12 protein-coding genes are annotated in these 22,198 nt (G+C 43.0%); 7 read left to right on the top strand and 5 right to left on the bottom strand.

Translation table 11 applies throughout. From position 1 onward, the window contains the following. The first annotated feature begins 20 nt into the window (after positions 1 to 20). Positions 21 to 3,194 carry a DUF2339 domain-containing protein gene (locus AAEY79_RS06805; RefSeq protein WP_352287761.1) on the top strand — a complete coding sequence of 1,058 codons (3,174 nt, stop codon included), beginning with the start codon at positions 21 to 23 and terminating at the stop codon, positions 3,192 to 3,194. Here the strand turns inward: AAEY79_RS06805 and AAEY79_RS06800 are convergent. The 3 genes from AAEY79_RS06800 to AAEY79_RS06790 form a co-directional block, all read right to left on the bottom strand. Continuing rightward, on the bottom strand, positions 3,191 to 5,923 hold the full coding sequence (locus AAEY79_RS06800; protein WP_227687603.1) for a DEAD/DEAH box helicase: 2,733 nt from the start codon (positions 5,921 to 5,923) through the stop codon (positions 3,191 to 3,193). The genes AAEY79_RS06805 and AAEY79_RS06800 overlap by 4 nt on opposite strands. A 21-nt stretch (positions 5,924 to 5,944) precedes the next feature. After that, positions 5,945 to 7,681 carry a site-specific DNA-methyltransferase gene (locus AAEY79_RS06795; RefSeq protein ID WP_201576997.1) on the bottom strand — a complete coding sequence of 579 codons (1,737 nt, stop codon included), beginning with the start codon at positions 7,679 to 7,681 and terminating at the stop codon, positions 5,945 to 5,947. A gap of 75 nt (positions 7,682 to 7,756) precedes the next feature. Further along, the gene (locus AAEY79_RS06790; RefSeq protein ID WP_352287757.1) at positions 7,757 to 9,607 is read right to left on the bottom strand and encodes an AIPR family protein; all 1,851 of its coding nucleotides are present in this window, start codon (positions 9,605 to 9,607) and stop codon (positions 7,757 to 7,759) included. Positions 9,608 to 10,028: 421 nt separating this feature from the next. Between AAEY79_RS06790 and AAEY79_RS06785 the strand changes: the two genes are divergently transcribed. The 4 genes from AAEY79_RS06785 (at position 10,029) to mutY (ending at position 13,558) form a co-directional block, all read left to right on the top strand. Next, the gene (locus tag AAEY79_RS06785; protein WP_201576999.1) at positions 10,029 to 10,208 is read left to right on the top strand and encodes a DUF2339 domain-containing protein; all 180 of its coding nucleotides are present in this window, start codon (positions 10,029 to 10,031) and stop codon (positions 10,206 to 10,208) included. Between the two features lie 124 nt (positions 10,209 to 10,332). Further along, the gene (gene ylqF / locus AAEY79_RS06780; protein WP_025651538.1) at positions 10,333 to 11,289 is read left to right on the top strand and encodes a ribosome biogenesis GTPase YlqF; all 957 of its coding nucleotides are present in this window, start codon (positions 10,333 to 10,335) and stop codon (positions 11,287 to 11,289) included. Between the two features lie 24 nt (positions 11,290 to 11,313). Next, complete coding sequence (locus tag AAEY79_RS06775) at positions 11,314 to 12,252, top strand: GIY-YIG nuclease family protein (protein WP_037025955.1); 939 nt, start codon at positions 11,314 to 11,316, stop codon at positions 12,250 to 12,252. Between the two features lie 67 nt (positions 12,253 to 12,319). Then, positions 12,320 to 13,558, top strand: a complete 1,239-nt coding sequence (gene mutY, locus AAEY79_RS06770) for an A/G-specific adenine glycosylase (protein ID WP_350588142.1) — start codon at positions 12,320 to 12,322, stop codon at positions 13,556 to 13,558. Between the two features lie 85 nt (positions 13,559 to 13,643). Here the strand turns inward: mutY and AAEY79_RS06765 are convergent, their stop codons facing one another. After that, on the bottom strand, positions 13,644 to 14,546 hold the full coding sequence (locus AAEY79_RS06765) for an acyl-CoA thioesterase II (protein WP_025651536.1): 903 nt from the start codon (positions 14,544 to 14,546) through the stop codon (positions 13,644 to 13,646). Positions 14,547 to 14,936: 390 nt separating this feature from the next. Beyond that, positions 14,937 to 17,825 (bottom strand): RNA polymerase-associated protein RapA, encoded by a 2,889-nt coding sequence (gene rapA / locus AAEY79_RS06760; protein WP_201617419.1) that lies wholly within the window; start codon positions 17,823 to 17,825, stop codon positions 14,937 to 14,939. Positions 17,826 to 18,803: 978 nt separating this feature from the next. Here rapA and AAEY79_RS06755 point away from each other — a divergent pair. Together AAEY79_RS06755 and AAEY79_RS06750 are read left to right on the top strand one after the other, a co-directional pair. Continuing rightward, complete coding sequence (locus tag AAEY79_RS06755) at positions 18,804 to 21,116, top strand: sensor histidine kinase (protein WP_025651533.1); 2,313 nt, start codon at positions 18,804 to 18,806, stop codon at positions 21,114 to 21,116. A gap of 83 nt (positions 21,117 to 21,199) precedes the next feature. Continuing rightward, entirely contained in the window at positions 21,200 to 22,156 is a 957-nt protein-coding gene (locus tag AAEY79_RS06750) for a response regulator (protein WP_025651532.1), read from the top strand. Positions 22,157 to 22,198 lie beyond the last annotated feature (42 nt).

The following is a 22,198-nucleotide window of genomic DNA, read 5'->3' as shown; positions in this document are numbered from 1 at the left end:
AGCTGGATTGAGTGACGAGGATGTTATATCTATTAGTGACCCAGTTGGGGTGGTTGGCTTTTACAGTTTTATTGATTGTGATTATCGCGTTATATACTAGAATAACTCGAAAAATCGAGCATTTGCGCCGTGATGTGATAAAGCTGCAAGCGGAGCTTGAGCAGCAAAAAGACTATAGTATGGCATCTTCATTGACTCGTTCGGCTGATGAAAGCGTTTATGCGCACGAGACTTCTACTGAAGACAACACGTCTAAAGAGACAAGTTTTGCTGCACAAAATTTGTCTACCGATAGTACGTCACCTCTGTCATCTCCATCGCCGCCCTCACTTCCCATGGTTACTGCAAGTCTCATCACACAGGCACCCTCAAACGTCTCTGATAATAAACCTATAAATAATCACGCCTCAATAACCACAAAAAACAACACACTGGTAGCGAAACCAAGCGCACCGATAGAGCCTGATGAACGCTCATTACCTATCGTTACTTCATTGATTCATTCAATCAAAAACTGGTTTTTTGGTGGCAATTTGGTCGTGCGCGTTGGCGTATTAGTATTACTAGTAGGTGTGGTGCTACTGCTACGCTTGCTGAGCGAGTATATAGAGATTTCGATTACTGCAAAGCTCATGACTATCGGTATTGCAGGACTGGGATTGGCAGCACTGGGGTTAAAGCTAACGGCAAAACGTTTCTCGTATGGGATTACTTTACAAGGTGCAGGCTTAGCCATTGCTTATCTGAGTACCTTTTTTGCTTATAGTGTCTATCAAATTATCCCAAGTTTACCGAGCTTTATTGGACTCGGGTTGTTATCCGCCATTACTATTGCTCTAGCCGTACGTCAAAACGCTTTTCCTTTAGCGTTGTTGGCATTATCGGGTGCTTTCTTTGCGCCTATTTTGACTGGTAACGATACCGGCAGCTTAGTGACATTGTTCAGCTATTATTTACTTTTGAACGTGACGATTGCGATTATCGCCCATTACCGCCCTTGGAAAATACTCAACCTATTCGGGGTGGTCGTGACATTTGGGCTGGCCTATTACTGGGGCATGAGCGAAAATTTAAATGCTGTGGTTACATCACAGCGTTGGCTTTTAGTGTTGCTGGTCGCCTTACATTTACTGCTTTATCTGTTTGTCGTCATTCGCTACGCACAGCAAATCATCGCTTACAACACTCTTAATGAAAAAAGTTCCTCTCATACAGATAATGCAAACAACGCAGATAACACGGGCAAAGTTGATTCAAAAAATAACGGCTATGTATTTCCCATTGATACGGGCTTACTGTTTTCAGTACCGATATTGGCATTTGGCTTATTTGCTGCCTTATTAGATGACATCCCTAACGCTTTAACCATTACTAGCGCAGTTTTAGCAGTCATTTATTTAGGACTTGGCTGGTTGTTTGTCCAGCACAGTCAGCGTTATGCTTTAATTACCGAGGGCATGTTGGCATTAGGGTTTGGCTTTTTGGCGTTGGTCATTCCGCTGGCATTCGATGCTGAATGGATTGCTTTTGGCTGGTCGGTACAAGGATTGGCATTGGTGTGGTTCGGACGGCGCTCACTACGCGCTTGGTCAGTATTATTTGGTTTATTATTGCAGCTAATTAGTATCGGCATGCTGATACTAAATGTGGTCTTTGCTATCCAAGACTACCCAATATTGGCCTTAACCATTTCGGCTATCGCTTATCTAAGCACTGTATTTATTTTGCGCGCTAGCAACTCGCCAGCTAATTTAAACACTATCTTGGATAGCGAATTAAAGAATAACTCAAATAGCAACCTAGCGTACTCTCAAGAGCAAACCATCACATCAGATGCAGTAGCGGCCTACGCCAATGCACTGGGCATCAGCACCCAAGCCGCGCAGCAGTGGCTAACCTCAATCAATAGCCAAAGCAAAATCTTTAACCTTGTTTGGCGCAGTCCTCTATTAATACGATTTTTAACTTTTACTGCTATGGCTTGGCTACTACAAGTATTATTGCTTGATTTTAATCACTGGCTTACCAGTTGGCGATTGGCAACGACGACTTTGATTGCAATCGCAGCACTCATCAGCTTGGGCACTTATTGGACCATCAATCGTTATCGCTTGTGGGCAGAGATCAGACAGCTGAGTCATGGCTTACTAGTAGTATTTTATATAATGCTCATCCTGCAGCTACCGCAAAAATTCGAATTCCATTTAGCATGGCAGACAACAGATTGGTTGTTATTTACTGGCCTAATCATTGGTGGGTTGGTCATCGGACAGTTGTGGTTAAAGACGTGGTACGAGTATTCAGAATTGTCACGCTACGATGGCGCGAGCTGGTTAGGCGCTGGCATTTTAGTCATCGCTGCCGCAGCTCACTATGGACTCGCAGATTCAGCTGGGGTGATGGCTATCTTGATTCCAGCTGTTTTGATATTAGCAGGATTATGGTTCAGCTATCGTGATTCCGGTTATCGTCAGCAAAACACGCAAACGCATGAAGTGTCAAATCAAGGTTTTCTGTACTGGTTTGATTGGAAACAAGCGCTATTCCAATGCGCTGCTATATTCGCATCTATCGCCTTATTTTGGGTCGTCATTACCAACTGGTCTTATGACGGTGTGATCTGGGGACTGTCTTATTTTCCGCTACTGAACCTATATGATATTAGCTCTATTCTGGCGCTATTCGTTGGCTTTGGTGTTTATTACCTAAATCAGCAGCATAACCAAAAGCTAAGTATAGCGAATGCCGATATCACTATTAACGATAGTAGCAACAGGATTTTTACCGCTGACAATCTACTGGTCATATTAGGTTCTATCAGCTTTTGGCTGATCTCGAGCATGCTCATCAGAACCTTACATGCCACTATTGGCACGCCGCTATGGGACAGTATTCAGGGCGGCGCGTGGAGTAGCGAGCAAGTGCAGACAGGACTAACCATTCTATGGACGCTCTTGGCTTTAGTCGCCACCATCATCGCCAGTCGCTACTGGCAGCGTGCACTTTGGTTTATGGGCATTGGACTGTTGGGCGTTGTCGTGCTAAAACTGGTAATTGTCGATTTATCACAGACCGAGGCAATTTGGCGAGTGATTTCCTTCCTTGGCGCAGGCAGTTTAATATTATTAATTGGTTATTTGGCACCGTTGCCGCCTGAACAAGCTCAGGAAGTTGATAAAAATCATGGAGGCTAATATTCGTAATTTTGAATAAAATATTCTATAGAATTTGACTCTTTAACAGTATTGTGTGGTATGAGTAAATATTTCCAAGGCTTACCTCCATGTTGAATCAAATAATCAGTCGCATGTTGACACCATTTGACACCGCTTCGAGCTTTTTCCGTTACTTCTTCATTCCAGCTACCATCTTGATTTTGATGTTGCGTACTTTTGGTTTCAATCATCAAAACATAGTTGGCAGTTTCAACCACAAAATCTGGAATATATTCTGAGTGTTCACTACCACGTTTGTAGTATAAATTGAACTGACCTTTAGCTGGCTTAAACCACTTCTCGCTTTCACGCTCCAAAATTACTGCAAATCGACGTTCAGTATCCGAATCAAACTTTTGTAACGGATATAAACAACGGCTAAACTCACCAAAAAGCATTTGCTTAATTCGGCCTAAATCACGCACTGTATCACGATAATTTTGCACTGGCTGATTTTGCGCAACGGTGTAGCTACACTCGCGTAAAGTGCTAAAACCATTGCGTACATCCACAACATATTCTGTTGATTCCTCAAAAAAGTGGTTATTCAGTTGAACATGGATCAAACTGACAATATTATCACTTTGACTTTGCAAAATATTTTCAACCACCTCGTCATTATTTTCTGCTTTGAGGGTGTCCACGGCTTGTGTTGCTAAGTCATAAAGCAATTCAGCTTGATCGTCGTAAGGAATATCGTCGTAGTCGAAAAGTTTTTTGAGAATATAGTTCTGTTTTACTGATTCACAGTTGCCAGAGTCGCCTTCACCCCGAATAGTTTGGTGATTATCATGCAAGCTTTGTTGTATTAGCGTTCGGTCGATTGGCTTTAAGCCTTTAATAACGTCAACGTCCAGATCAAATGGATAATAGCCTGTACGCACTTCACCTGAAGGCGATACGATTATCCGCGGTATATCAATAGTGTTATCTACAGTAAGCTTTGTGACTTGTTCAACAACAGCGGCGATGTCTATTGATTCTTCAATAAATAATTCGCGCTGCTCTTGAGTTAACTGAGCTTTTACTTGCTCAGTGATCTTAGCTTTTACCTCTGCTGTCAACAGCGCTTTGCTGGTTGGTGCATCTGTTGGCTGTGTTTGGTACTGCTTAATTACATCCAGTGCGGCGCAGGCAACCGTCTGCTGATTCTGCGTGGTATAAGTAACTTTTGGTTCTTGTACTTCACTGTTACCACTAGCGCCCGTTGCTGTGACACCTGCACCTGTTATCTGCTGCTCAAGGTTGGATTTAACCTGTACATTTAGTTTAGTTACGTTGTCTTCTGGGCGACATAATTCTCGCTGTTTTAAACGTAGCGGGTTACTAGGGTCATTAGCTTCATCAACAATTTCTTGGAATTTATCGTGAGCAATAATGCTCAAAGTATCTACCGCCTCAACGCCGGTACGTTTACCATAAGGCAAACGTAAACCGCGACCAATCGACTGCTCAATCAAGGTTCTGGCATTAGCAGCACGAAGCGGCACTATGGTATAAAGGTTAGTCACATCCCAACCTTCTTTAAGCATATTGACGTGAATGACAATCTCGGTAGGCTCATCGACATTTTCTACATTGAGTAGTGCTTGTATGGTTTCTTCTTCTTTTTTACTGCTATCAACCTGAATCACTTTGCCACGGTAACGGCTCTCAAACACACTTTCGAGTTTGGATAAAAGCTCTGCGGCATGTGTGGTATCGCGGGCGATCACCAACATAAAGGGCTTGACTAGCTTGGTATCATTTTCATACGCATAGGTAGTTAAATCAACCTTGGTTTGCTCATGTATACGAATACCATCCATTAACTTAATTGTTTCTAGCTCTTCTTTATCGTACTGAGTAACATCAAAATTAAGCTGGGTGACTACTGCGGGCTCCTTAACAAAACCATCATCTATGGCGCAGGCCAGTGGGTAATCAATCACCACATTCTTAAAGTAAACAGGCCCGCGGCTTGATTCTGTAAATGGTGTAGCCGTTAGCTCTAATGCGAATAGTGGATTAAGCTCATTGAGCGCGCGCATACCAGCATCGGCACGATAGCGGTGCGATTCATCCATTAACAACACTAAATCAGGCAAGTTCGATAAATACTCAAAATAACTTTCCCCTAGTGTTTCCGCAAGGCGCTTAATGCGAGGCGCTTTACCACCACGCACTTCGGTATTAATTTTGGCAATGTTAAACACATTGATTCGAACCGAACCGAATAGGTCATTTTGCATCTGTGCACCACGGCTTTCGTAGTTGTCACCGGTGATCACTTCTGGCGGTGACAATACAAAATCAGTAATGCCTTTAAATACATACTTAGGCGAGGCTGGTGAAAAATCGCTGATCAATTTTTCATAAATGGTCAGATTAGGCGCCAATACAAAGTAGTTGCGAATACCATGCATCTGATACAAATGCGTAATAAACGCACCCATCAACCGAGTTTTACCCACACCAGTTGCCAAGGCAAAACACAGTGATGGAAAGTCACGTTCAAAATCACTGAGTTTTGGAAACTGCGCTTTTAACGTTTCTAACAGTCTAGGTAAATCGCGTTTTGGGTTCAGCAGTTCTTTCTCAGAAGCACTAATCGCCACTGCCAAAGCGCGTAGCGAATCTTGCTGCGGCTGGCGTAAACTTAAACGGCCGATGACATTATTAATGGCGCGTAATTGATCTGGTTTTAAGCTTGATAAATCCATGCTCATTATAGTTATCCTTATTAACCGTTAATCTTGCACTTGGTCGCTATCATCAGTGGCATCATCCGTTAAGTTAGCCACGTTCAATGAGTAGTCGTCCTGACCAAATTGGCACTTATCTAAAATGGCTTTGGGTAGTTTTTTTAAGGTTAAATTGGCAAAATGGCCTGCTTCACAGCGAAATGCTCCACACATTACTAATAAAGTACGATCATGACCAACTTCTTCAGAAAGTGCTTCTAATTTCTCCATCGATAAGGTCTGTGTTGTCACGTATATATGATCTGTTTCAGTGGAATAACCTTGATCCCACCAATCCACTTTTGATGGTGCATAAGTAAAACCTTCCAACTTACATATGGCTTCAGCTAGCATTTCTGGCTTATAGTCTTTATTGATCACCTCTAAGCCAAATTTGTCTTTTATAATTAGTGATGGGGCAAGTTTGTAATAGCGGAAGCCTCCGCCTCCTTTCCAACCATATTTACTCGTAACTCCAGCCGGATCTAATCCATCTATTACACGCTTCATTCGCGGAATTATATGGCTGTCACACTGCGTTCCACGTTCAACTGAAATCCATCTTCTATTCATCTTATGAGACACAGCAGCGGTAGTACCAGAACCTGCAAAAGAATCCAATACTATATCGCCTGGCTCAGTTGCCATTTTTATAATTCTTTCTACCAATGCTTCAGGTTTTTTGCCATTTTTGAAACTAACTTGCCCTTCGGCCTCAAGACCAGTAGTTCTTATATCTGTCCACAGATCACCAGGATGAACGGTTAGATTATCTTCAGCGAATATTAATTGAACTCTGGGCTTTTTGGACTCAGACGAATAGTTCCCTCTGACAAAATAGATCATCCCTCTCTTGGACTTTACAAAAAACAACTCTTGCTGAATCTTTTCTCTTTTTTCATTCGCAAGATTTAACACAGAGGCAGATGTGGCACATTGACAAATGCGATAAGAGTTTTCAAATAACCAGCTGTCTTTTTCTTTCCCTTTCAACCCCAAGTCTTTACAAACTTCAGCCACTGACTTAAGAATTATTTTTTTAGCAATATTATCAAGAATAGCTAAACTGTCCTCGCCAATCTCATCTTCCGTTTGGCAAAACTTATCTATTTCTTCTTTATCTTCTTTTGTAAAACAATCCAGAAATATATTGTATTCAGTGTCCCATTTTTCTTTAGGCACAGGGTCTAGCTTAATGCCTCTTACACCATTTTTTTTAGCAAGAATTATATATTCCTTAAGTTTTGGTACGCTACCATACTTTTTAACAGAACCCATCTTTAGACCACTAGCCTCACTCATTTTGACAATTATTGTTTTTAAGTTTCTTTCTTCACAAATCTCGACCATTAATAGATAAAGTCGCGCGAATTGTTTATCATCTATTTGAACAGCTATATATCCATCACTTTTTAGTAAAGACCAAAGTATTTCTAACCTTTGTTTCATCAGGTTTAACCAAATAGAGTTTTCAAGCCCATCATCATAATGTTCAAAAGCCTGCCCTGTGTTATAAGGCGGATCAATATAAATACATTTAATTTGACCAATATATTCTTGCTCTAAAGCTTTTAATACCAACAGGTTGTCACCAAAAATCAGTTTATTATCAAAAATATCGTTTTCAGTGACTTTTTGGCTAGCAAGATATGACTTACTCAGGTCTTCCAATAAAATTCGCGGTTCGAGCTTTTTACGCTCGTTTTTGCCAATCCATGTGAGTTCTAATTTTGTCTTGCTCATGTTTACCATTCTCTCATCTCTTGTTTTTTTACTTAGCTTTTTATGGCACCTAACTAGCGCTTGCGAGGGAGGTAGTTACCAATTGGCTGGCTGAGCAGTTTGCCCTTGTTGACGTTGTGCCTGCCCTGCTAAGTAACGAAATAAATCTTGATTGTATGGGTCGTCAGCCATTAGGCTTGCCTGCTTAGCAATCACTGCTTGGTCTTGTGTCAAGTTTAAGTAATCAATCCATACTCTTTGCATTAGCGGCGCGGTATCACCCAAGCGTTTAAAGTAAGCATGTGGCGCGCTGCCTGATGCCATCGCCGTAAAGCTATCAAAAAACTGCTGGCGTAGTGCGTCAAAGGGCTGACTAATCAATGTTTTAAATTCTGCTTGTTGTTTAATGTGGGGTATAGCAATAGCGCTTTTAAATTGTGCCATCAGTAGCATAGCAATACAGTAGGTAAAATGACGGTACAATAGTTTTTCAGAGCCTGGACTACTGCGCTCTGCAGCTGTGCATAAATCTTGAATGGCCAAATAACAATTAACTGCATTAATTGCCTTTGCTCCTTGTAGATCAAGGCTGAAAATAGCTTGGTATTCAGTACTTTCTTGATTTGTAAACTGACTAGGCTCTGCTTTTAACTGATAAGGCACACGAATATCAGCTCGCATACAAGCTAACGCTTTTACCAAGGTGTCTATGTTAATACTGCGAATACCTGTTCCTGCCATTTGTTGTGGCCGATAGAGGTATTCCACTCCAAACATTTTCATTTCTTGCCTGAGGCGCTCTTGGGTGTCGTCTAACGCTGCAAAACTGGCTAAATCAACAGGATTTTGCAGGTTGCGAGCTTTAGTCACTTGCTTATGGAAAGTGTCATTACCTGTGTGGATAATGGTCACCATGACCTGTGCTTGGCTAATATCTGCCTCTGAGTTTTCACTTGCAAATTGAGCTGCACTGGCAATAGTCTGTGCGCCGTTGACAACGGATAGCCCATCGACTGCAACATGTTTACTGCCTGTATGTCCTTTAATATTTCCCTTTGGTTTTACCGTGTTACCAATTAGAGTGATGCCGTTATTTAAATAAATAAAATTTTCTGGCTCGTTTAAAAGAGTGTCTTTAATGGCCTTGTTTACCCCACGTCTGCCTGCGCCAATAAAGTAACGAATATTTTTCTCGTAGAGGCTACGGTCGTGAGTAGTGTGCAATGCAATTAGGTCAGTTAACTTCGCGATACCAAAAACCACTTTTCTGGGTTGCTCTTGTACACGAAATTTATAAACAGCGACACGCGCGTTTACTGCATCGACCGTATGTTCACTGCGAAGTGCATGTTCAACTTCGGTAGCAGTGTACTGTTGATAAGCCGGTACAATTTGCTCTTCACCTTCGTCAATCAGATCCTGTATGGCAGGCTGTAAATAGTTTTGTGCCTGTATGGTAATACCGTCACCTGTGTGTGCGACAAGCAGTTGAATATGCTCGCACTCATCTAGTGCAGTTTCAATATGTGCTTGAAGGTTTTGTACGTTTTGATTAAAACGTTGAAACTGCTTGTTTAAAAGCAATTTTACACCCTCAATAAAAGCTTGAGCTTCATCCAATTTAAACTGGGCATTTTCTTTCATTTTGGACTGTAAGAGATACAGCGTTTGATCAGCTTCGTGATAATAAATGGCATCAATACCATGATCTTCATAGTCATCTACTACAGCTTCTGCCGCCGTTATCACGTCTAAATTAAATTTTTGCTGCAATACGAATGCGCTAAAAGCTCTGGCTATTTGTTTTTCAGGCAGATTTTCCCGTCCACCTTGTCCAAGTAATGCTGGTAAATGCGTTACGAAACGCTGCTGAAGCAGTTCTTTTAAAGGGATAATAAATTGTGGTTGTAATGCTGCCAATTGAAATTTCCTTATATTAGTTTCCAATGAATCGTAAATAAGATTTCTTGAGAAATTCTTTTATTCAATTTACCTTCTAGGCTTTCGGTTAATGCTTCGCTTTTTTCGTCAACTTCATCTTGTTTATCAAACAGTTCTTGGCGGCTTTTATTACAAAAGCTTTCAAATTGTCGTTATTGCTTTTGTAAACTTAGTTTCTATTCCAGAATTGGTACGATTTTCGCATCATAGCGTACCGTTTGATTTGCTTATCCAACTTATTAATTTTTGTTCAGAAAAGATAAAATTTTGACTATATGCTTATTTTCAACAGTGAGGTGCTCTTGCTGCAATGCTTGCGATAAGGCGCTTTAATAACTTCAATACTGACTAATTAAATACTCCTTATGTATTTTATCACGTACGATATAACTAAACTGCATCAGTTTTTTTAACTTCGCTGTGGTTTATGGGCATTGGACTGTTGGGCGTTGTCGTGCTAAAACTGGTAATTGTCGATTTATCACAGACCGAGGCAATTTGGCGAGTGATTTCCTTCCTTGGCGCAGGCAGTTTAATATTATTAATTGGTTATTTGGCACCGTTGCCGCCTGCCCGCGAGGAAAGCGTCAATCAGGCACAAGAGTAGCCGCACATCTGGTTGGGCGAAATTGTGGCGTGAGCACTGTGGTTCTGTAGTAAACTGAACGCCATAAAAAGTAAATGACGATCGTCTTACTTTGAGCATTTTTTATAAAAGGTTAGTAAAGCAGATGGATAAGAGAGTAAGTATTCAGTGGTTCCCTGGGCATATGAATAAGGCCCGCAATGAAATCAAAGAAATCATGCCGCAGATGGATGTCGTCATTGAAGTGATTGACGCGCGTATTCCTTATAGCAGTGAAAATCCCATGGTCGCAGCATTACGCGGCGAAAAACCAGTCATCAAAATCCTGAACAAAGCCGACCTTGCTGACCCTGAATTGACCCAAGCATGGATGGACTATCTTGAGCAGCAAAGCGGTGTCAAAGCCATTGCTTGTGATACTGAAAAAGCCAATGATGTAAAGCGTATTATCGCCATCTGTAAACAACTTGTACCCAATAAAGTCGGCACCGGTCGCCAAATAAAAGCCATGATTATGGGTATTCCAAACGTTGGTAAATCAACGTTGATTAATACCTTAGCTGGACGCGCCGTGGCAAGAACCGGCGACGAGCCAGCGGTCACTAAGTCGCAGCAGCTGATTAAGCTTGACGATGACATCATGCTCTATGATACCCCCGGTATGCTATGGCCAAAGGTCGAAAATGAAAACTCTGGCTATCGCTTGGCGGCGACCGGCGGTATTCGTGATACCGCTTTTGACTTCGCTGATGTGGCCAGTTACACCGCTGAGTACTTGATGCATGCCTATCCTGAGCTGCTAAAAACTCGCTATAAAATTGAAGAGTTACCTAAGACAGATTGGGAGTTTTTTGAAGTTGCGGGACGTAATCGCGGCTGTGTACGTTCGGGTAATAAAGTCGATACTTACCGTATGTCTGAGATTCTGATTAATGAGCTGCGTAGTGGTAAGCTTGGGCGTATTACGCTTGAGACACCAGCCATGACGGAAGCTGAAGAAGTCGTCGTCGCTGAGCAACGTCTGGCTGCTGAAGAGAAAAGAATTGCTAAAGAAGAAGAAAAGCGCTTACGTCGATTAAAAACGCGGAAGAATCGTAAATAAATTGCATAAAGAATATTGGCTACTATGAATCCGTTAATACCCTCTGCTAAAACCATTCAGATTTATCTGCCAAAAGGTAATCCTCGCGGATTGCGCTTGGCAGAGATGACCACGCGTACGGTGCGTTTGATTGAGATTCCACGCATTCATATTGATGATTTTTTTGCGATGCCAGATGCCAATCAAGTTGGCTTATATTTTTTGATTGGTGACACCGACAGTATAGATAAGCCATTACTTTATATCGGGCAAACTGGCGATTTGAAAACTCGTCTCAATCAACATCATAAAAAAGACTTTTGGACGCGGGCTTTTGTCATGCTTTCAACCAATAATTCCATGACCCAAACCCATGCGCTGTATATGGAGCATAAAGCAATTGCCACTGCCCTTGACGTGGGGCGCTATGAGCTAAAAAATGGTAATAGTGGTAATAAGCCGCATACACCCGACCCATTAAAAGCTGACTGCGAAGAGTTGTTTCACACCCTTGATGTTTTACTATCAACCTTGGGTCAACCTATTTTTGAATCTTTAGCTATTCACGATAGCCTTTATAGCAACGAGACTGATGCACATAAACTGACCACACCCACTGATGTTAAAGTTAAAAAAACAGCTGAAATATCTCCAACGAAACCTATCCCAGTCCTGTTTTATTACAAGGTAAAAGATGGCGATGCACAAGGCTATTATGATGACGATGGCTTTGTAGTATTAGCAGGCTCTTTAATACGACAAACACAAACGTCATCAGCTCCACCATTTGTGGCTAAATTAAAAGAGAGTCTACTCAGTAGTGGCAAACTCATAGCGGTAAATGATACAAGCTATAAGCTCACTGAAAATCATTTATTTAAAACACCCAGTGGAGCCAGTTCTTTAGTGTCAGGTCGTTCGACTAACGGCTGGATTGAATGGAAAAATGCCGCAGGTCAAACTTTAGACAGCATCTATCGATAACGCCTTTAATCCCCACATGCGACCCTCATATAACTCTCATACTTTTTGAATTGCTCGCCCATCGCCTATGATAACCACTAATTTTAACCACATCACCTCTTCCCTAAACGCCTTCGCCCCACGCCTACTCGACTGGTTTGCCGAAAATGGTCGCCACGATTTACCTTGGCAACAGCATCAAACCGATACGCCAAACCCTTATATTGTTTGGCTATCCGAAGTCATGCTTCAGCAAACACAAGTGACCACTGTACTGCCCTACTTTGCCCGTTTTATGGAGTCGTTTCCGACGGTGCAAGATTTAGCAGCCGCAGATTGGGACACCATCGCTGAGCATTGGGCAGGTATGGGTTATTATGCCCGCGCGCGTAATTTGCATAAAGGTGCGAAGCAATTGGTTGAAGTTATTGATGAGACGGGCGATTTTCCGCAAACCTTAGCCGGTTGGGAAGCGATATCTGGCGTTGGCCCGTCGACTGCTGGGGCGATTATGGCGATGGGGCTACATCGTTATGGCGTCATCTGTGACGGTAATGTCAAACGCGTCCTGACACGCTGGGCAGCAATTGATGGCGATATAACTAAATCTGCCACCACTAAAGAGCTGTGGGCATTGGCAGAACGTTTAACCCCTAGGGAAAACTCAGGGTTATTTGCGCAAGCGATGATGGATATGGGCGCAACCTTATGTACTCGTAGCAAGCCTGCTTGTCTTTTGTGTCCGCTGCAAGATGATTGTATTGCCCATGCGCAAGGTCGCGAAACCGATTATCCAGTCAAAGCAAAAAAGCAGCCTAAACCCAGTAAGTATAGCAATGCGCTATTAATTAAAAATACGGATGGCAAAATACTGTGGTTACAGCGCCCCGATAACGGTATTTGGGGCGGACTATGGAGTTTGCCTTTGCAGTTTGTTGAAAAAATTGACGGTAAAATAAGTGGCAAAACAACTGCTAAAAATTCAGAAGCGAGCGATGATAAACCGTTAAAAGTTGCTAGCAATGAAAAAGTATATGAAACAGAATTTACCACTGCTGAGCAGATTATTAACGAGTGGCTGAATAACAATAAAATAGTTGCAAAAACAGTCAGTAAAACTTTATTAGACGATGCCCCTATTAAGCATTCGCTGACCCATTTTCATTGGTATTTAACACCGCAATCAGTCACTTTAAACGCTAAGCAAACTGCCGAAATGACCGAAGCCTTACAAGCGGCAGAGATTAATATTCATTGGTTAAATGCTAATGATGCTCAGGCAACCCTTGGGTTGCCACGAGCGATGGTTAAGATTTTAGAACAATAAGTGAATTCACTTAAATAAAATTCATAAAAAAAGCGACTCACAATGAATCATGAGTCGCTTTTTTTATTTAAGAAATACTAGAAGATTAAGACTTTGGCACACGCAAACGCATCAAGCCTTCTTGTTGTACCGTTGCTACCAATCGACCATCTTGCCAAAACTGCCCATGGTTTAAGCCCTTGGCATTAGACGTAGTATCACTCCACATGTCATACAATAGCCAATTATTCAAATCAAAATTGCGATGAAAATGCATCGAATGATCAATACTGGCCGCTTGTAAGCCGCTGGTCATAAAGCTAACGCCGTGTGACATCAGCCCTGTACCAACCAGATAAAAATCAGAAGAGAATGCCAACAGTGCTTGCTGAATAGCAATAGGCTGCTTGCCAAGCTCACGAATGCGCAACCAGTTCGCCTGTTTAGGCTTCATCGGCTCTGGATGAATCGGGTCACGCGGTTTGACCGGCTTAATCTCAACATGACGACGGCGCATAAAACGGGCTTTTAGCGCGTCTGGGACTTTTCCGACATACTCTTCTTTTAAATCCTGCTCGGCGAGCAAATCTTCAGGCGGCGGATAGACTGGCATATCTTCTTGATACTCCAAGCCTTCTTCCATCGGCGAAAACGAGGCAATCATCGAAAATATCACTTGCTCGATCGGCGCTTTGCCACGTACTTCTTTATATTGAATCGCCGTTACTTCGCGCGCAGACAGACTGCGACCGTCACGTAGGCGACGCACTTGATAAATCACCGGCTGATTGATGTCACCACCACGCAAAAAATAGCCATGCAGTGAGTGACAAGGCTTTTCTTGATCGAGTGTATGAGCCGCTGCCATGATCGCTTGCGCCAGCACTTGCCCACCAAAAATACGACTGCCAACATAGTCATGGCTCTTACCCTCAAAGACATCGGGGGTAACTTCAATAAGCGCTACAGTAGCCAGCAGCTCATCAATCAGTTGCGAATAATCGGACATGACGATATGTTTCCTTATTTTTATCAAAAACGCTAAGCATCTAAAAACGAGCCTCTAAAAACACGCACTCAACGATATCGATATGATATCGCGAAAGATCCTTTGCGGTTGAATGTAAAATAATTTGAAATCACTTGTTAGAAAGACACAAGGGAGATTCTAGAACAAAAAATACAGTTGTAGTAGCACGATGACTAAACATTCATTATTCGGCAAGAAGGCCAACATCTTACCCAAAATTGTGGGCTTTGGCTAGATAATAGCCACTTACTAGCCAGTCTCTGTCTCATGTATTGGGATAACAGATAAGATAGGCGAAATCCATTGTCATGAATCAATCATAAAAAAACGAGACGATTAAGCACCTCGTTTTTTTATCAGAATTTTAACTTATGGTTTTACTGCCACTAGCACGCGGATAGAGTCTGGCACTAGCGATAAATTACTCAAGGCTTGCTCGCCTTGGGCTTTTAGCTGCTCAAGACGCTCAATCTCTGCAGGACGGACGTTAGGATTGATGGTTTGCAGGTGCTTTAGGCGTTTGATTTCACGTGACCACTGCTGGCTAAAGCGGGCACTCGCTTGCTCACCAATCTCTGCAAGCTGCTGACGGGCAATGTCTTCTGCTTCATAATAACGCTGCTCAATCACATCGCCGCGCACTTTAATCACTTGGCGCGCACGGTTTTTATCCAAACGCTCAATATGCGGCATAATCATATCGGCGCTGATACGCGCGGATAAATCACTGCCCTGCTCACTGATAAACACACGGATATTTTGTGTGGTTAAAGTCGCTGGCAAATTGAGCAATCTTGGCGCAATGGCTTCAACGCGAAAATTCACTTCGAGCAACACCATGCCTTGTGGTACGGCAGCACTTTTTAACATCGCCACCGTAGTATTACCAAAGGTACTGGTACTTGCTAGCTCATAAATCGCGCGCATCAATGGATGCTCATGAGTGATAAATTCGATATCTTCATGCTGTAGCGCTTGCTCACGGTCAAAGGTCAAGGTCATGCCGTCTTCATCGCCAAGTGGCAAGCCATCGATATAATCACTAATCTCAGTGCTATCAATAGGGGCAATCACCCACGAGCCATCGCGTTGGATATTATGGTCAATATTGGCAGAAGCAAAGAAACGCTCGATAAACTGTGGCAATAGATTATGCCCATCAAAATCACGCATGGCATCAGCGATACGACCAGCCACACGGGGACGGCACGAGTTGTATTCTAATAGGCGATCACGACCCGCTTGTAGCTGTGCTTCCAGCCCCAATCGCGTCTGTTGTGCTTCTTCGATAATATCTTGCAAGGTCGTACGATTAGCATCGGTATCCGCGCCTTCAAGCATCGGCTTTAGGTCTTGAATATACTGCTCTTGCACGCTCTGTGCGGTCGGTGAAATCTGATTAAACATATTGAGCGCATCGTGATACCACTGATACAGTCGCTCTTGCGCCGTCCCTTGTACGTAAGGCACATGCAGCATAATCTGTTGGGTTTGTCCGATACGATCTAGGCGACCGATACGCTGCTCCAAGGTATCTGGATTGGCGGGTAAATCCCATAGTATCAGCTGGCTGGCAAACTGGAAATTACGACCTTCTGAGCCAATCTCCGAGCACAATAATATCTGTGCACCTTCACTGTCTGCGAAGAATGCGGCTGCTTGGTCACGCTCAAGCAATGTCATCTGCTCAGTAAAGATAGCCGTCTTAATGCCTGCATGCAGACGTAATACCGCCTCCAAGCTTTCAACGGTCGCGCCACTACGGGCAATCAATAGCACTTTTTTATGCTTAAGCTCACCGCGCAAAATATCAATCAACCAAGGCACACGTGGGTCGTCTTCTAGCCAGCCGCCGTCAGGTTGGTTTTCTTCGCCCCATAGCTGCTCGCGCAATTTACCATTGGTTTGATAGCTGTCTATCCACGCCTCAGGCAATGCCAGTGGATACGGCTGACTGCTACGACCATAAAACCCTTTGACACTCTCACGAGTATTACGGAATAAAATACGACCCGTACCGTGACGATCTAGTAGCTCGTTAAGGGCATGTGTGCGCAGTTTTTCGTCATCATTAATCGTTGCCAACTCATCAAGGCTGATGTCTAGCAAGCTGCTTAACGCGGCAATTTGACTGTCGCTCAAAGGCTTGTCTTCGATTAACACAGCAGCGACAGCAGCCGTTTCAGCAAAGGCTTCTTGACCATCGATAAACTCATCCAAATCATCAAAGCGATCTGGATCGAGCAAACGCAATCGAGCAAAGTGACTTTGCGCGCCAAGCTGCTCAGGCGTTGCCGTTAATAGCATCACCCCTGGCGTCTCTTCGGCAAAGTCAGCAATCAAGTCATATTTATCATTGCCGCCTTGTGCCTCATCCCAATGCAGATGATGCGCCTCATCGACCACCAATAAATCAAAACCAGCTTCCATCGCTTGGTCATATAAGTCAGGATGATCGAGCAATAGATCCATACCCGCAATGATACATTGCTCGGTGGCGAAGACGTTTTGTTCAGGATCGTGTTCTTTAATGGCTGCCGTACGTACCAAATCAAATAAAGCAAAGTTTAAGTTAAAGCGACGACGCAGCTCAATCATCCACTGATATTGCAAACTGTCTGGTACGAGGATAAGCACACGCTCAGCTTTACCCGTTAGCAGCTGTTGATGAATAATCAGACCCGCTTCGATGGTTTTACCCAGACCCACTTCGTCAGCGAGCAGCACACGCGGGGCGATACGTTTGCCAACTTCGTGAGCGATATAAAGCTGATGTTCAATAATATCGACGCGCGCGCCCATCAAACCTTTGAGTGGATGACCGGCCAGCGCCGATTGCATACGCAGGATATCTTGGCGCAGCTCATACCAATCGCCGCGCTCAATACGACCAGCAAGTAGACGCTCAAGCGGCTTAGCCAAGGTAATATTGGCAGCAAGGCGGGTTTCCATAATGCCGCGCTCATGCTCATCGACACCATATTTGAGTACACCCATGACCTCATCAACGGCATTGACCATGTAGCACTTGCCATCTTGGTCATAAATGCTGTCGCCGACCTTGAACACCACGCGTGATAATGGCGCAGAATTTTTGGCGTAGACGCGCGTCTCTTCACTTTGCGGGAATAAAATATGCACACAGCGGTCATCAACATCGATGACCACCCCCAAGCCAAGCTCAGACTCCGTATCAGATAAATAACGTTGACCAACGGCGAATTCAGTACTGTGCAATGAAGCAATAGAGATAGTCATAAGGCGATGTCTTTTGTACTCAGATAATAGGAAAAAATAGATAGCTCACAATGAGAGTCGCTAGGGTTGTCACTAGCGCGATATCATTCATCAGATATCACTCATCAATAGTCTGATAGGTCACCGGCCATACCGGCAGCATCAGTTTATTAGCTAGGTCGCAAGATAAAGCCGACCATTATATAACGTTAGCGGCTAGATGAGTGCGTTTAGTTGAGTTTTCAAGAGCAGATTCGTGCAAGATTACCGCAATGCCAAGCATAAGTTAGTCATATAAAACAAGAAGATAACGACTCGCAAGTAAAGAAAAAATATTGTCATTATAAAATTGCTTCTGTATTGTTAACAAATGCAATAGAACATTTCTTTTTTCTTACCTGAATTATCTGAACTGTCCAAACGCTCCTCTAAATATACCCTTTAAATACTCATTATTCGTCATTAACTGCTTTACGGTGTTCTTAAGCACAGCGTGGCTTTTTATAGTCTTTAAAATTATAGTCTTTAAAATTATAGTCCTTAAAGTTATGGCAATTAAATTTAATCAGTCGATTAAGTTATACCGCCATAACTTTTATACTTTTAGGTGTTTTGCCGTTATACATAGACCATTTTAATCAAAATTACACATAACCACCTGATTGATTGCGATCATTAGGGTCTGTTGAACATTCAAATGTTAGGACTGCTGATTGCTAAAATCGCACCAAATTAAGCGTAAACCGACGATAATGTCGAGACCTTAGCTAGGTTTACAACAACGTTTGGGGTGATTTTAGTATCAGCCTTTTAGGGCAGGGCTATTTTTTGCCAATACATAGCGAAATTGTCTAACCTAGAATGACTAGGCGTCAAAAATTTCACTGCGTATTGTCTAAAAAATAGACGCTGCCAGTACCACATTTGAATGTTCATCAGACCCTAAATTGTATTGGCAGTTTTTTTTGTGGTCACCATTATCCAACGACCATCACCACCATGAGTGCCTCCAAAAAAGTTGGCTTTTTTAATCAAGTCAGTACCCAAGTGACTACTATTCTATTTATTGCTTTTGCAATCGTACTCGCCGTCGTCGTTTATGTTGTTGATAAAGAAGGCTATGAGAAAATCCGCCTTGAATCTGCAAAACTGGTGGCTGAACGTGGTAATACGGCAGTCAATAGTATCTCTGCTGATATCAATCGGGTGATGCGTAGTGCGTTGCTGCTGCAACAAAGCGCACAAACCTTGCCAACAGAAGAGGCGATTTTACAAGCCAGTACCGCCAATGCCTTTGATAAGCGTGATTATAGTTTGTTAGGCAGTGGTGGTATTTGGCCTGATAACGGTGCGCTTGGGGCAAATACTGCTACCCACCCGTTCCTGATGGTACGTCAAAACGGCGATTATCAAGCGGTGTTGAGCGACCCAAATCCAGCCAATCCTTATTATCAGGAAGATTGGTTTAGCGTCTTAAAGCTGCTCAAACCCGAGAGCTGTATCTGGAACCATGTACGCGCGAGCCAAACCAAAGGCGAGCTGGCGATGAGCTGCGGTGTGGCAATCGAGCGTGACAATCAGTTTTGGGGTGCCAGTACGGTCAACTTTACCCTAAACCAGCTACAAGAAAACATCGTTCAGTTAAGTGAAAGCTCAGGTTCAGGTTACATTCTACTCTTGGATAACAGTGACAAGGTTATCGCTTCTTCTAACCCTGAACGCTTGAGCTATATTGATGAAAAGACAGGCACGCCACTTGATATTAAGCAAGTTATCAACTCAGACCCTGCTTGGCAACCGGTGCTTGATTTCTTAGATGTCCAACGTAACGAGACTATTGAGCAAGTTGCTGCTAGCGTATCGCCGCAAGTACAGCAAGTATTGAATACGATTGATAAAGCAGAAACGGGTGATTCCAAAGGTTATTATTTGGTCAATTATGCCGCTTATCTCAATAATAGCGAAAACAAGCAAAACGCTATGGATAGTCGCTTATTGCAGAGCTTTGAGCTGACTAAAGACAACTTCTACAACGGCAGTCAAGCGTACGTGTTTGAGATTCCTGAGACCTATTGGAAGCTTATCGTTGTCCAGCCTGATGCTGAAATTAACGCTATCGCCGATAATCTCAGTGAAAACTTGATTAACTGGATTGCCTTGGCGCTATTAATCACAGCGGGTGTGATTTACTTTATGCTGACATTCTTGGCATTCAAACCGTTGAAAGAAACCACCGATAAAATCTCTAAAGCGGAAAACCTGATTAACAATAAGCAATATAATAAGCTAAGCGAGGTTAAATTCGCTGAAGGTCGCAACGAGATTGGACTGGTAAACGGCTCTATTAATGACCTATTAGGCCGTATCCAATCTAACGAAGGTAAGCTTGCCAATATCAATCAGCAGCTAGAGATTAAAGTCGAAGAACGTACCGCTGAGCTGCAAGATACGCTAAAAGAGCTGAAAAACTCTCAGCTGCAATTGATTCGTTCAGAAAAAATGGCGACGTTAGGTCAAATGGTTGCGGGTGTTGCTCATGAAGTAAATACGCCATTATCTTATGTGCAAAACAACCTTGAAATTATCGGTCAGTTGACTGAGCAATACGAAGAGCTGATTGAACTGGTACAAGGGTTAAAAGCCGTTAAAACGGATGCCGCTGCTGATGGCAAAATTGATAAGCTATTGGCAGATATCGTCCGTGCTTCCGATGAAATCCAAGAAGATGACTTGTCGTCTGAGCTAAAAGAGCTGATTAAAGATTCACTCTTTGGCGTTGAGCAAATCACTGAAATGGTGTTAAACCTACGTAATTTTGCCCGCCTTGATGAGTCAAAAGTGAAAACCATCGATGTACGCGAGTGTATCGAAGCGTCATTGAAAATCGCTGGCAACTCTATCAGACATCAAGAAATTGTCACAGACTTTGCCCCAACGCCTGAGATTAAATGCTCGCCGTCACAGATTAACCAAGTCTTGGTCAACCTATTGAATAACGCTGCGCAAGCTATGGGAGAAAAACCGGATGGCAAAATCGAAGTGCGGACGCGCTCTGATGACAGCAATGTCTATATCGATGTCAGCGACAACGGCAAAGGTATGAGCACAGAGATTCTCAATCAAATCTTTGAGCCGTTCTTTACCACTAAGGGCGCAGGCGAAGGTACTGGACTTGGTATGGCCATCAGTCAGCAGATTATGGAGCAGCATAATGGCGACATTCAAGCGGTCTCGACCGAAGGCGTTGGCACCACCTTTACCTTAACGCTACCGATTGATAATGACTTAACGGAACAAAGCCTAGCAGCGTAAACGCTAGGTTCTGTCTTATTATAATTGATATTTTAATGATTATATAAAGCTATAGCACTATTATTCATCATAAGGATACCATCATGAATGAATTTGAAATGGAAACCCCTAGCACGGAGTTAGGGTCTGAACCAAAGCCAAAACTGGCATTTATTGACGACGAACAACGCATTTTACGTTCGATGAAACTGCTGTTTCGTAAAACGCATGACGTTTTTATCACCACTGACCCGACTGAATATATCGACTATATCAAAAACAACCACGTACACGTGGCGGTCAGTGACCAGCGTATGCCTGAGCGCGTTGGTGTCGATATCTTGCGCGAAGTCAAAGAAGTATCGCCGTCTACCATGCGTATCTTATTGACCGGTTATGCTGATTTGAACGCGATTATCGGCTCTATTAACGATGGAGAGATTTATCGTTATTTGACCAAACCTTGTAAATCTGAAGAGCTGCTTGCCGTCGTCGGTCGCGCCACCGAAATAGCTTTGACCTATAATCCAGACGAAGACGCTGAACAATTCGACAGCTCAGGCAACAAACAAACGCTATTGGTCATCGATGAAACCAACGATCTGATTGAGCAAATACGTAAGCAGTTTTCGAACAGCTATAGAGTCCTGCATGCTAAAGGCTTAGAAGAAGCTTATGATTATTTGGCGAATGAAGATATCGGTGTTTGTATTACCGACATCAATGTCAGCGGCGAGAACATCGCGCCGATTATCTTTACCTTGAAACAAGATGCGCCGCACTTGGTGGTTTTAGTACAAACTGAATTCCAAGATGCAGGCTTGTTGATTGATTTGATTAATAAAGGTCAGGTCTATCGCTGCTTACCAAAACCAATGCGCGCTAGCCTCCTTGAGATTAGCGTCAACCGTGCGTTCCAGCATCATACAAAACTGAAAGCCAGTCCTGAATTGGTTAAGCGCTATGAAGTCGAGCACGACCCTGAAAACGATGTGCGTATTGATTTAAGCAGTCGCGTACGTAGTCTAATAGGTAAATTGCGTAAGCGTTTCTCTTTATAAGCGTAAAAGCGACGTAAGCACAAAAACGACTGTCTCAAAAAA

It is taken from the genome of Psychrobacter sp. GW64-MNA-CIBAN-0177 (assembly GCF_040309585.1).
Classification (GTDB): domain Bacteria; phylum Pseudomonadota; class Gammaproteobacteria; order Pseudomonadales; family Moraxellaceae; genus Psychrobacter; species Psychrobacter okhotskensis.
The sequence above is the reverse complement of the archived record's forward strand: the minus strand, read 5'-3'. Positions and strand labels throughout refer to the sequence as shown.